Annotated in this window: 13 protein-coding genes; 5 read left to right on the plus strand and 8 right to left on the minus strand. The window is 71.0% G+C overall.

Annotated features, from left to right (window positions below; translation table 11 throughout):
- Positions 1 to 219 precede the first annotated feature (219 nt).
- Both ACFXOA_RS16280 and ACFXOA_RS16285 read right to left on the minus strand, forming a co-directional pair.
- Positions 220 to 1,185, minus strand: coding sequence for a zinc-binding dehydrogenase (locus ACFXOA_RS16280; RefSeq protein ID WP_385027881.1), 966 nt, complete (start codon positions 1,183 to 1,185; stop codon positions 220 to 222).
- Positions 1,186 to 1,466: 281 nt separating this feature from the next.
- Positions 1,467 to 2,702: an NADP-dependent malic enzyme gene (locus ACFXOA_RS16285; protein ID WP_385027884.1), complete on the minus strand. Its 1,236-nt coding sequence runs from the start codon at positions 2,700 to 2,702 to the stop codon at positions 1,467 to 1,469.
- A 524-nt stretch (positions 2,703 to 3,226) separates the two neighbouring features.
- On the opposite strand from ACFXOA_RS16285, the gene ACFXOA_RS16290 reads away from it, so the two are divergent.
- From ACFXOA_RS16290 to ACFXOA_RS16300, 3 genes are read left to right on the plus strand one after another with little or no spacing between them, the layout of a single operon-like run.
- Positions 3,227 to 4,186, plus strand: a complete 960-nt coding sequence (locus ACFXOA_RS16290) for an ABC transporter substrate-binding protein (protein WP_385027887.1) — start codon at positions 3,227 to 3,229, stop codon at positions 4,184 to 4,186.
- A 29-nt stretch (positions 4,187 to 4,215) separates the two neighbouring features.
- Positions 4,216 to 5,157, plus strand: coding sequence for an amino acid ABC transporter permease (locus ACFXOA_RS16295; protein WP_385027890.1), 942 nt, complete (start codon positions 4,216 to 4,218; stop codon positions 5,155 to 5,157).
- Positions 5,154 to 5,915 (plus strand): amino acid ABC transporter ATP-binding protein, encoded by a 762-nt coding sequence (locus ACFXOA_RS16300; RefSeq protein ID WP_385027893.1) that lies wholly within the window; start codon positions 5,154 to 5,156, stop codon positions 5,913 to 5,915. Before ACFXOA_RS16295 ends, ACFXOA_RS16300 begins: the two co-directional genes overlap by 4 nt.
- 159 nt (positions 5,916 to 6,074) lie before the next feature.
- Here the strand turns inward: ACFXOA_RS16300 and ACFXOA_RS16305 are convergent, their stop codons facing one another.
- Positions 6,075 to 6,833, minus strand: a complete 759-nt coding sequence (locus ACFXOA_RS16305) for a class I SAM-dependent methyltransferase (protein ID WP_385027896.1) — start codon at positions 6,831 to 6,833, stop codon at positions 6,075 to 6,077.
- A gap of 101 nt (positions 6,834 to 6,934) precedes the next feature.
- Here ACFXOA_RS16305 and ACFXOA_RS16310 point away from each other — a divergent pair, with 101 nt between their 5' ends.
- A complete protein-coding gene (locus ACFXOA_RS16310; protein WP_385027899.1) occupies positions 6,935 to 7,564 on the plus strand; it encodes a CGNR zinc finger domain-containing protein in 630 nt (209 codons plus the stop codon).
- Here the strand turns inward: ACFXOA_RS16310 and sodX are convergent.
- Positions 7,468 to 7,905 carry a nickel-type superoxide dismutase maturation protease gene (gene sodX, locus ACFXOA_RS16315; protein ID WP_385027902.1) on the minus strand — a complete coding sequence of 146 codons (438 nt, stop codon included), beginning with the start codon at positions 7,903 to 7,905 and terminating at the stop codon, positions 7,468 to 7,470. The two genes, ACFXOA_RS16310 and sodX, sit on opposite strands and share 97 nt — an antisense overlap.
- Positions 7,906 to 8,084: 179 nt before the next feature.
- Here sodX and sodN point away from each other — a divergent pair, with 179 nt between their 5' ends.
- A complete protein-coding gene (sodN, locus tag ACFXOA_RS16320; RefSeq protein WP_385027905.1) occupies positions 8,085 to 8,480 on the plus strand; it encodes a superoxide dismutase, Ni in 396 nt (131 codons plus the stop codon).
- Positions 8,481 to 8,721: 241 nt separating this feature from the next.
- Here sodN and ACFXOA_RS16325 read toward each other — a convergent pair whose 3' ends face one another.
- From ACFXOA_RS16325 to ACFXOA_RS16340, 4 genes are all read right to left on the minus strand, one after another.
- Complete coding sequence (locus ACFXOA_RS16325; protein WP_385027908.1) at positions 8,722 to 9,603, minus strand: SDR family oxidoreductase; 882 nt, start codon at positions 9,601 to 9,603, stop codon at positions 8,722 to 8,724.
- Positions 9,600 to 9,962 (minus strand): DUF952 domain-containing protein, encoded by a 363-nt coding sequence (locus tag ACFXOA_RS16330; protein ID WP_385027911.1) that lies wholly within the window; start codon positions 9,960 to 9,962, stop codon positions 9,600 to 9,602. The genes ACFXOA_RS16325 and ACFXOA_RS16330 overlap by 4 nt, the downstream gene beginning before the upstream one ends.
- 73 nt (positions 9,963 to 10,035) lie before the next feature.
- Entirely contained in the window at positions 10,036 to 11,028 is a 993-nt protein-coding gene (locus tag ACFXOA_RS16335) for an NAD-dependent epimerase/dehydratase family protein (protein WP_385028196.1), read from the minus strand.
- A gap of 84 nt (positions 11,029 to 11,112) precedes the next feature.
- Positions 11,113 to 12,066 (minus strand): LysR substrate-binding domain-containing protein, encoded by a 954-nt coding sequence (locus ACFXOA_RS16340; RefSeq protein WP_385027914.1) that lies wholly within the window; start codon positions 12,064 to 12,066, stop codon positions 11,113 to 11,115.
- Between the last annotated feature and the right edge of the window lie 157 nt (positions 12,067 to 12,223).

A 12,223-nucleotide genomic window follows, 5' to 3' on the forward strand; every position in this document is an offset into this window, starting at 1 on the left:
GTCGCAATCCACACCGAACCCGGAAGGCCCTCACCCGTTCAAGATCCCTCAGCCGAGACCTACATCACCCGTCCACAACCTCCCGGGACAGAACACCTAGGGCCTCCCCGTCACGGACGACGGCCCACGCGTACCCGCGTCCCGCTCGCGCTCCGCGATCCAGTCGAGCGCCGCCAGGGTCGCAGCAGTAGCCCTTCCGGCGTCAGCAGCTCCACGGATTCACCCGGTGGTGAGCACGATCTTCCCGAAGAGGTCTCCTGCCGCGAGCTTCTCGAAGCCCTCGCGGGCCCGGTCGAGCGGAAGGGTTTCGTCGATGACGGGCCGGACCCCGGTCGCCGCGCAGAAGGACAGCAGATCCTCGAGTTCGTCCTTGGAACCCATCGTGGAGCCGACGACCTTGAGTTCCAGGAAGAAGATGCGGGTCAGTTCGGCGTGGGCGGGCCGGTCTCCGCTGGTGGCGCCGGAGATGACCAGGGTGCCGCCGGGACGCAGCGACTTGACCGAGTGGGACCAGGTGGCGGCGCCGACCGTCTCGATGACCGCGTCGACCCGCTGGGGCAGCCGGGCTCCGGGCTCGAACGCGTCGACGGCCCCCAGTTCGACCGCACGCCTGCGCTTGGCCTCGTCCCGGCTGGTGGCGAACATCCGGAGCCCGGCCGCCCTGCCCAGCACGATCGCCGCGGTGGCCACGCCGCCGCCCGCGCCCTGCACGAGCACGGAGTCACCGGGCCGTACGCCGGCGTTGGTGAACAGCATCCGGTAGGCGGTGAGCCAGGCGGTCGGCAGGCAGGCCGCCTCCTCGAAGGTCAGCTCCCTGGGCTTGGGCAGCACGTTCCAGCTGGGCACGGTGACGAGCTCGGCGAAGGTGCCCTGGTAGCGCTCGGTGAGGATGGAGCGCGGCTCCTCCGGGCCGACACCGTGTCCCGACTGGCCGATGACCGAGTGCAGGACGACCTCGTTGCCGTCCTGGTCGACCCCGGCGGCGTCGCAGCCGAGGATCATCGGCAGCTTGTCCTCGCCGAGGCCCACGCCCCGCAACGACCAGAGGTCGTGGTGGTTGAGCGATGCGGCCTTGACCCGGACGGTGGTCCAGCCGGGCCGCGCCTCGGGCGCCGGGCGTTCACCCAGCTCCAGTCCGTCGAGGGGGCGGTCGCGGTCGATGCGTGCTGCGTAGGCGGCGAACATGGCCACGACCCTAGGCCGTGACGCGCCGTGAGGTAAGCGCTCGCGGGTGTGACACACGCCCCAGCCCAGGCACCACGGGCGGCGCCGCAGGGACGCCCCGGCCCGCCGGCCCAGGACCAGGTCCGGGGCCGGCAGGCCGGGGTGGCACCGCACGTCGGGAAGCGGCGGGCGGCGGGCTCCCGGCCTCGCGGAGGGCCGAGGGAGCACCGTCCGCCCCTTCCGGTGACGGCGCCGCCTCTCCGCGCCGGCGAACCTCCGGTGCCGGCGCCGCCCTTCCGGCATCAGCGCCGCGCGACGCCCTCCGCACGGGCGGCTGCGGCCACCGCGGCGGTGACGGCGGGGGCGACCCGCTCGTCGAACGGCGACGGGATGACGTAGTCCGCGGCCAGCTGGTCCCCGACCACGTCGGCCAGTGCGTTCGCCGCGGCGATCTTCATGCCCTCGGTGATCCGCGAGGCCCGCACCTGCAGCGCACCCGCGAAGATCCCGGGGAAGGCCAGCACGTTGTTGATCTGGTTCGGGTAGTCCGACCGGCCGGTGGCCACGACGGCCGCGTACCTGTGCGCGACCTCCGGGTGGACCTCGGGGTTCGGGTTGGCCATGGCGAACACGAACGCGCCGGGTGCCATCGAGGCCACGGCGGGCTCGGGCACCGTACCGCCGGAGACTCCGATGAAGACGTCGGCGCCGGTCAGCGCCGTCTCCAGGGACCCGGTGATGCCGGCCCGGTTGGTGAGTTCCGCCAGCTCGCGCTTGACGTCGGTCAGGTCGTCCCGGTCGCTGCTGACGATGCCCTTGCGGTCGGCCACGGCGACGTCGCCGATGCCCGCCTCCAGCAGGAACTTCGCGATGGCCACACCGGCCGCTCCGGCGCCGGAGATGACGGCGCGCAGGTCGCCGAGGGTCCGGCCCGACAGCTTCGCCGCGTTCCGCAGGGCGGCGAGGGTCACCACCGCGGTGCCGTGCTGGTCGTCGTGGAAGACCGGGATGTCGAGCCGTTCCTGGAGCCTGCGCTCGATCTCGAAGCACCGGGGTGCCGAGATGTCCTCCAGGTTGACCCCGCCGAAGGACGGCGCGAGCCGCACGACGGTGTCGACGATCTCGTCCACGTCGGTCGTGGCCAGCGCGATCGGCACCGCGTCGACACCGCCGAACTGCTTGAACAGGATCGCCTTGCCCTCCATCACCGGGAGGGATGCCTCGGGGCCGATGTCCCCCAGGCCGAGGACGGCGGTGCCGTCCGTCACGACGGCGACGACCTGGGACTTCCAGGTGTAGTCGTGGACGAGTTCGGGATTGTCCGCGATGGCGCTGCACACCTTGGCGACGCCGGGCGTGTACGCGAGGGACAGGTCGTCCTTGTCCCGGATCGGGACGGTGGCCTGCACGGCCATCTTCCCGCCGCGGTGGAGCGCGAACGCCGGATCGAAGGGCTCGTCCGCCCCGATGGGACCTGCCGTCCCCGCCGTGCCGTGCGTCGTGCTGTCGCTGCGAGGATTGACGATCTCCGCTGCCATTTCTGTTGACCCCTTAAGTCTTCATCAGTTGAGGGTGGCCACTCCTGGTTGAGGAGGGGTGGGCGGGCACCGCGTACGTTCCCGGCACCGGGCGGTTGGCCCGCTCGGGCAGGGGAGTCACATACGCGCGGGCGCGCCGCACACGCGCCCTGAGCCCCGGATGAGGGGTGTAAAGGTCTTTCTTACCGGACGGACCGGGCCTCTTACGAGTCGGTATCGATTCGGTGAGATGACTCATAGCCGAAAATGTGGACAAGTCCACTAAGGGATATGAAGGTCGTCCGTCAGTCGAGACGCACCGGAGATTCTCCGGAGAAGTGCGATCTTTCCAGCAGATGGTCCGGCCCCGCGGTACCGGCCAGTTGAGGTTCGGGGGTCACCCGTTACCCGATTTTGACATGACCGGTCCCCTGAATGGGTGAGTCCGAATGGCAAGATGCCCTAATCACACAAGGTGGCGACACTCGAAGGTGCGTGCCCGCCCCGCCTGACCTGCACTCCCTCACCGCCGGAGGATTCCGACCATGACCGCAAGCACCCTCTGCCGCACGACCGCGAAGTCCCGGATTGCCGCGGTCTGCGCAGTCGCGGTCGCCGGCACCCTGCTGCTGACCGCCTGCGGGGACCAGACCGACAGCGCGAGCAAGAAGGAGTCCGGCTCCGCCTCCGCCGACAAGGCACCGCTCGCCGACCTCGTCCCCCAGTCCATCAAGGACAAGGGTGAGATCAAGGTCGGGTCGGACATCGCCTACCCGCCGGTGGAGTTCAAGGACAAGTCCGGAAAGACCGTCGGCATCGACCCCGATCTCGCGGACGCTCTCGGCAAGCAGCTCGGCGTGAAGTTCACCTTCGAGAACGGCACGTTCGACACCCTGCTCACGGGTCTGCGCTCGAAGCGCTACGACCTGGCGATGTCGGCCATGACCGACACCAAGGACCGCCAGGAGGGCGTCGACTCCGAGACGAAGAAGAAGGTCGGCGAGGGCGTCGACTTCATCGACTACTTCACGGCGGGCGTCTCCATCTACACCAAGAAGGGCGACGACAAGGGCATCAGCGCCTGGTCGGACCTCTGCGGCAAGAAGCTGGTCGTCCAGCGCGGCACGGTCTCCCACGACCTCGCCAAGGCGGAGAGCGCCAAGTGCGGCAGCAAGGGCAAGATCTCCATCGAGCCGTTCGACAACGACCTCGAGGCCCAGACCCGCCTGCGCGGCGGCGGCGCCGACGCCGGCTCCTCCGACTTCCCGGTCGCCGCGTACGCGGTGAAGACCTCGGGCGGCGGCAAGGACTTCCAGCTCGTCGGCGACCAGGTCGAGGCGGCCCCGTACGGCATCGCCGTCGCCAAGGGCAACGACGACCTCACCAAGGCCATCCAGGCCGCCCTGGACGCGATCATCAAGAACGGCGAGTACGACAAGGTCATCGCCAAGTGGGGTGTCCAGGCCGGCGCGGTCACCGAGGCCAAGATCAACGGCGGGTCCTGACCGGAGACCGGCGCTGAAAGGCTTCATCTGTGACTGACATCAAGAAGGCGGACCCGGCGGCCACCCCGCCCGTACCGTCGGCGGGGCCGGAGGCGATCCAGGCCATACCGGTGCGCCACTACGGGCGGTACGTCTCGGCGATCGTCGCGCTCGGCCTCCTCGCCACGCTCGTCTACGCGTTCTCCCAGGGCGACATCAACTGGGCCGCGATACCGGACTACTTCTTCGACGCCCAGATCCTCGAGGGCGTCAAGAACACCGTCATCATCACGGTCCTCTCGATGATCATCGGCGTGGTGCTGGGCATCGTCCTGGCCGTCATGCGGCTCTCGAAGAACCCGGTGACCACGTCGATCGCGTGGGGCTACATCTGGTTCTTCCGCGGCACCCCCGTCTACGTGCAGCTGCTGGTCTGGTTCAACCTCGGGATCGTCTTCGAGTACATCAACCTCGGGCCGATCTACAAGGACGAGTGGTCGTCCTTCATGACCCCGTTCCTCTGCGCGCTGCTCGGGCTCGGGCTCAACGAGGCCGCGTACATGGCGGAGATCTGCCGGGCCGGCCTCCAATCGGTCGATGAGGGGCAGACGGAGGCCGCGCACGCCCTGGGCATGAGCCACGGCAAGACGCTGCGGCGGATCGTCGTACCGCAGGCGATGCGCGTGATCGTGCCGCCGACGGGCAACGAGGTCATCAACATGCTGAAGACCTCCTCACTGGCGGTCGCCGTCCAGTACACCGAGCTGCTGCGTTCCACCCAGAACGTCTCGCAGACCTCCGGCGCCACCGTGGAGATGCTGTTCCTCGCGGCAGCCTGGTACATGGTGCTCACCTCGGTGCTCAGCGTCGGCCAGTACTACCTGGAGCGGTACTACGCGCGCGGCTCCAGCAGGAGCCTGCCGGACACCCCGTTCCAGAAGATCAGGGCCTCCATGCTGTCGCTGGGCCGCCCGAAGGGAGGCGCCGCATGACCGCCATGGTGAAGGCCGAGGGCGTACACAAGTCCTTCGGCCCCGCGCACATCCTCAAGGGCATCGACCTGGAGGTCGCGCCGCGTGAGGTGTTCTGCCTGATCGGCCCGTCGGGCTCCGGCAAGTCGACGTTCCTGCGGTGCATCAACCACCTGGAGCAGATCAACGCCGGCCGGCTGTACGTCGACGGCGACCTGGTGGGCTACCGCCAGAAGGGCGACAAGCTCTACGAGCTCAAGGACAGCGAGGTCGCGCTGAAGCGCCGGGACATCGGCATGGTCTTCCAGCGCTTCAACCTGTTCCCCCACATGACGGCGATCGAGAACGTCATGGAGGCGCCCGTCCAGGTCAAGGGCGAGTCCAAGGCCGTCGCACGGGCCCGCGCCGAGCGCCTGCTGGACCGGGTCGGCCTGTCGGACAAGGCGAGGAACTACCCCTCGCAGCTCTCCGGTGGGCAGCAGCAGCGCGTGGCCATCGCCCGCGCCCTGGCCATGGAGCCGAAGCTGATGCTCTTCGACGAGCCGACCTCGGCTCTCGACCCGGAGCTGGTCGGCGACGTCCTGGACGTCATGCGCGGACTGGCCGAGGACGGCATGACGATGATCGTCGTCACCCATGAGATGGGCTTCGCCCGCGAGGTCGGAGACGCGCTGGTCTTCATGGACGACGGCGTGGTGGTCGAGTCCGGCCACCCGCGCGAGGTCCTGGGCAACCCCCAGCACGACCGGACGAAGTCGTTCCTGTCCAAGGTGCTCTGAGCACCGGGACGGACCGGCTGTGGGCGGTACGGGCTCCTGCCCGTACCGCCCACAGTCCATTTCCGGCACAGCCCCTTCCGGATGCTCCGGACCCGGCTCGCAGGTGCCCCCGAACCGTCCGGAGTGACACCGTGCCCCCGGCCGGGCCCGCGCCGCCCGCTACTTCACCGCGAGGACCAGGGTGTCCGACGGCGAGGCCCAGACCGTGCGCGCCTCCCCGAAACCCGCCTCGCGCAGGGTCCTGGCGTGCCAGGCGGAGGACGGCATGTCACCGTCGGCGTGCTCCCCGTAGATCACGAAGCGCTCGGCCGTGGGCGCCGCGAGCACCGGGTCCCCGGCCGCCAGCGCCCACCACTCCTTCCAGTCCACGGCGCCCTCCGCCTTCGCCCGGTCCATCGCGGCGTGCCGGTGGGCGCGCTCGGCGGCGTTGATACGCGGGGTCTCCGTGTCGATCATGTGATCCGCGTTCATGAAGACTCCGCCGTCCCTGACCACCGTGCCGATCTGCCCGTACAGGGCGGCGAGCGGTTCGGAGTGCAGCCAGTGCAGGGCCGTCGCCGTGAGCACCGCGTCGTAGGACCGGTGCGGGAGCTTTCCGGTCCAGTCGGCGTCCTTGAGGTCCGCGGTCACGAAGGTGACCCGGTCGTCCCCCTCGAAGGTGCCACGCGCGATGGCGAGCAGGGCGGGGTCGAGGTCGACGCCTGTACTGGTGGCGCCGGGGAACCGCCGCAGCAGCCGGTCCGTGATACTTCCCGTACCGCACGCGAGGTCGAGAACCCTCGGTTCGGGCCCCACCACGGCCTCGACCATGTCCAGCATCACCCGGAACCGCTCCTCACGGTCCGGCATGTACCACTCCTGCTGCCGGTCCCAGCTCTCCTGCCAGGCCTGCCAGTCGGCGCCCGCCGTCGTCGTCACCCGTACCTCCAGTGCATCCGCATACGTAAGACCCAATTTGCCGAACCACCCATTACACTGGTCGACACCCAGACCATAGACCGACGCCGTAAGGACTACAAGTGGAATTGGCCTATTACTCGGACTACGCCGTGCGTCTGGTGAACACGGAGGAACCGGCCCGTGGCCAGGACTCGCTCACGACGGTCGAATCCGTCCGTGAACTGTTCGGCGCCAACGCCCAGGCGGCCCGTCGCGCCACGGACGCGGACGTGACGCGCTTCCGTTCCGTGCGGGCCCGGCTGCGCGCGGTCTTCGAGGCCGCGGACGCGGGCGACGAGACGCCGGCGGTCGACCTGCTGAACTCACTGCTCCTGGAGTTCCCGGTCAGCCCTCAGATCTCCGGCCACGACACCCGGGACGAGGACGGCAGGCCGGACTGGCACATGCACCTGGCCGACCACCCGTCGAACGCAACGGCCGGGTACGCGGCGATCGCGGCGATGGGCCTGGCCTTCCATCTCACCACCCACGGCGTGGACAGGCTGGGCCTGTGCGAGGCGGCACCCTGCCGCAACGCCTACCTCGACACCTCCACCAACCGCTCACGCCGCTACTGCTCGGACCGCTGCGCGACCAGGGCCAACGTCGCGGCCTACCGGGCCCGCAAGCGCCTGGACGCCGAACGCTCCGGCGAGACGCGGCGCACCGCCGACACGGCCCAGACCAGCAGCGCCAGCGGCGACCGCTGACCCTTGCTCAGCGGCCGGTAACGGGCCCGTACGCGGGCCAGCACGAGCTCCTCGGGCACCGTCCCGTAGTCCGTGCTGTCCCCGCCCGCGTACGCGTTGTCGCCCAGCACCCACCAGCCGTTGCCGCGGCGCTCGACGGCCCGCTTGACGACCAGCAGATCCTGCTGGAACGGGTGACGCAGGATCACCACGTCCCCCGGACGCACCGGAGCGCCGCGCTGCACGAGCAGCCAGTCCCCGTGATACAGCGTGGGCACCATCGAAGGGCCCGTCACCTCCACCACCTGGTACGCCCTGCGCGCCGCAGGCCCGCTCCACGGCCCCTGCGCCAGCTCCGCCATCTGTGGCACCTCCCGGTCCGTCCTCCGGTGCACCGCCACGCGCACCGCTCCGTATTTTCCGCCACCGGTCCCATCCGCACCCTGGACTTTTGGCCTAAGCCCCAGGGGGCAGCCGCAAAAAGCGGCTCCCTACGGAGTAATGTCCCACCTGAGAAGACGATCACGAGGAAGGACAGCTCATGCTCTCCCGCCTGTTTGCCCCCAAGGTGAAGGTCAGCGCCCACTGCGACCTGCCCTGCGGTGTGTACGACCCGGCCCAGGCCCGCATCGAGGCGGAGTCGGTCAAGGCCGTCCAGGAGAAGTACCAGGCCAACGAGGACGCGGACTTCCGCACGCGCGCCGTTCTGATCAAGGAACAGCGTGCCGAGCTCGCGAAGCACCACGTCTCGGTGCTCTGGAGCGACTACTTCAAGCCCCCGCACTTCGAGAAGTACCCGCAGCTGCACCAGCTGGTCAACGACGCCCTGAAGGCGCTCTCCGCGGCCAAGGGCTCGAACGACCCGGCCACGGGCCAGAAGGCCCTGGACCTGATCGCCGAGATCGACAAGATCTTCTGGGAGACCAAGAAGGCCTGACCCACAGGTCGAGCCGTCCGGCCCGTGGTCACACCGGCCGGACGGCCGCTTGTCCGCCCCCGGTCCGCAGGGCTGCCGAGAACGGCGTCCGTGCGGACCGGGGGCGGCCTGTTTCACCTGTGCCGCCGATGCGTGCGGGACCGAGTGGGGACGGACATGGGCCGGCCCGGATCCGGCGGACGGACGCCGGACGGGGGCCCGTTCGCCGCGCGTGGCAGCACCACGGCCGCGTCCGGCCTCGTCACGCCTCCGGCAGGAGGTGGCGGTAGCTCTCCGGGTTCTCCTGGAGGAATCCGGCCAGGTCCTGGGCCGGGCGGCCGGTGAGGCGGGGTACGGCGTCCGAGACGGTTTCCAGTTCACCGGCGGCGATCGCCTCGTACGAGGTGACCCAGCCGGCCACCTCCCATTCCTCGGCCCCGTACCGGGCGCGCGAGGCGTACGCCTCCTCCCTGGTCTCGGGGACGTACCGGATCTCGCGCCCGGTGTGCCGGCTCAGTTCGGCCGCCGCCTCCGCGAGGGTGAACGCCTCGGGGCCGGTGAGGTCGTGGATCACGCCGTCGTGGCCGGTCCCCTCGTCCAGCAGGACCGCCGACGCCGAGTCGGCGATGTCCTCGTGGGAGACGGCCGAGACCCGCCCGTCCCCGGCGGGACCCCGCAGGATGCCGTCGCTACCGGTCATCGCGGGAATGCCCGCCAGGTACCAGCCGTCGCGCAGGAAGGTGTGGCGCACGCCGGTCATGCGGATGTGCGCCTCGGTGTGCCAGTGGTCCCGGGCGAAGGTGAAGGTGGCGTCCGGTGCCGCTCCGAGGAAGGACACGTAGACGACGCGTTCGACGCCGGCGGCGAGCGCGGCGTCCACGGCGACGATGTGCTCCTGGGTCCGCTCGGGGCTCTCGTGGGCCGACACCAGGAACAGGGTGTGCGCGCCGTCGAGCGCGCGGCGCATCGCCTCGCCGTCCCCGTAGGAGGCGGGCGGCGCCGCGGACGAGCCGGGGATGTCGGGCAGCCGGGACGGGTCCCGGCCGAGGAGGCGTACCGGGACGCCGGTGCGGGCGAGGCGGCGGGCGACCCGGCCGCCGACAGCGCCGCTCGCGCCGGTCACAGCGACGAGAGGGCTGATCACCGGACCTCACCGCCCTCACGCGCGGAGTTCCCGGCCTGCTCGGCCCAGGTGCGCACCTGGGTGACCGCGCCGACCGGCAACGGCCCGTAGATGTGCGGGAACCGCTCGCCGCCGGGCTCGAAGGCCTCGTACCGGACAGGGGCCTGGAGTTTCTCCTCGTCGATGACCAGCACCAGCAGGTCCTTGACGTCGGATCCGTACAACGCGTGTACGACGGCGGGCAGCTGATGGGGCAGTGAGCAGTGGATGAACCCCTCCTCCCGCAGGGTCCTGCCCCGGGTCGACATCTCGTACGTCCCCGCTGCGCGGGCGGCCTCCCAGAGGGGCGCTTCGGTGAGGTGCAGAAGCTCTTGGGTCATCGGGCCACGCTAAGGGGTGTCCCGCGGCGACCGGTGGACCGGCGCCGCGTGCCCGCCGGTCGCCGGGCCGCCCTCAGGCACTCCCGGGCGCGGCCAGGAGCTTCGCCTCGGTCCGTGGGTCGAGGCCCACCGCGGGGCGGTCGGACCGTTGCGGTGCCGTGCCGTCGAGGGCGCGCAGCCATGCCCAGGTGTCGGCGACGGTCTCGGCGACGGGTCTGCAGCGCAGGCCGGCGGCGTACGCCAGGGTGACATCGCCCTGGTGCAGGCTGTCGTAGAGCTCTCCCGCGGGGAGCCAGACGGGCAGGTCGGTCCACGGCTCGACGCCTGCCGCGAGCAGCACCTCCGGGTCGGTCCAGCGCGGTCGGGCACGGGAGCCGGTGACGCGGACGACGGTGTCCAGCAGTTCACCCATGGTCGTGTGACCGGGCCTGCTCACCGTGTTGTACGCCCCGGAGAGCCCTTGTGCCGCGGCGTCGAGCAGCCACTCCGCCAGGTCGCGTGCGTCGATGTACTGGAGGTCCGCGTCCGCGGGGCCCGGTGCGATCATGTCCCCGCCCCGGGCGGCCCTGTTCAGCCACCACGGCAGCCGGCCGATGTTCTCGCCGGGCCCGAGGATCAGGCCGGGCCTGGCCAGCAGCGCCCGGTCGCCGAACGCCTCCTGCGCCGCGAGCTCGCCGCCCCGCTTGGCGAGCGCGTACGAGACGTCGGGACCCGCGTCGGGGGAGGCTCCGGTGACGAGCGGGCCGTCCTCCGCGAGCCCCGCCGGGGCGGGGTACTCGTACACGGACCGGCTGGAGACGTAGCTGAAGTGCCCCGCCCTGCCGGACAGCAGCCGCGCGGCGTCCCGTACGGCCGAGGGGGCACCGCTCCAGGTGTCGACCACCAGGTCCCAGGTGCCGTCGGCCAGTTCGCCGAGGCCGGGTGTACCCGCTGTCCGGTCGCCTGTCAGGGTCCGTGCTCCGGCCGGCGCGGGGTGGCGTCCGCGGTGGAAGACCGTCACCTCCCAACCGCGCCCGAGAGCTGCCTCGGTGACCGCCCGTCCGACGAATTCCGTTCCGCCCAGCATCAGGATCCTCATACGCCGATGGTGCCCGCCCGGCGCCTGCCGGTCACCGGACCTCGCTGTCGGCAGAACGGGGAACCGCGCGGCTCAGGGCGTGTGCGCGAGAGGGCTGCGATGGCGCAGCAGCCAGCGGTGGTACGCCTCCGCCCTCCGTGCGGCGTCCCGGTAGGCGGTCTCCAGCTCCTCGTAGACCGGGTCCATGTCCGCTCCGGGCCGGGAGACCAGCAGCAGCCGGACCGCCAGCGGGTCGCCGCGCAGGGGCCGGATGGCCATGTCGTCGCGGGGGCCGGAGGTGGGCTGGCAGGGGGCGACCGCCTCACCGAGGACGACGAGGGAGGCGGCCGTGAGGTAGTCCCCCTGGAGGACAGGCGGATCGATGCCCGCGGCACCGAGGACCCTGCGCACTCCGTCCCACTCCCCGTCCACCGAGGGGTCGACCATCCACCGGTCGCCCGCCAGGTCGTCGAGGTCCACCACCTGCTGCGCCGCCGCCGGATGGTCCCGGGCCAGTGAGATGAACTGCGGTTCCCGCTCCAGCAGTACGCGCTGGGTGAGGCCGTCCGGTACGCCGAGCGGGCAGCCCTCCACCTCGTGCACGAAGGCCACGTCGAGCCGGCCCGCCGCCACCGAAGCGAGCAGCGACCTGGCCGACACGTCCACCTGGAGCGAGATGTCGGCAGCGGGCAGTCGTCCCCTGAGCCCGCGCAGCCACCCGCCGATGACGCGGCTCGCGGTGGATCCGATCCGCAGGGCGGGACCGCCGGACCGTGCGGCCGCGGCCTCCGCCATCGCGGCGCCCACCAGGTCCGACATTCCGTCGACGAGGGGGCGTGCCCGGCTGAGGACCGCGCGCCCCAGGAGGGTCGGCCGGCAGCCCGTGCGTTCGCGGCGGAAGAGTTCGGCTCCCATCGTCCGCTCGATCCGCTGGAGCTGTGTGGTCAGGGAGGGCTGGCTGACGCCCAGCCGCCGTGCCGCCTGGTGCAGGCTGCCGGCGTCGGCGATGGCGCAGAGCGCCCTGAGGTGTCTCACCTCGAGCTCCATGACGGCGAGGGTAGAGCTCCGCGTGCGGCCCGCACCAGATGACCCAACCGCACCAAACAGGGACGGTTCAGGGGGTGTCGGGGCGAGCGTCACGTACTGATTCGGTGTGCCGCCCTGTCGGGCCGACAGGGCGGCACCCCCACCCGCGACCGCCGAC

The organism is Streptomyces sp. NPDC059166, from assembly GCF_042755185.1.
GTDB lineage: Bacteria > Actinomycetota > Actinomycetes > Streptomycetales > Streptomycetaceae > Streptomyces.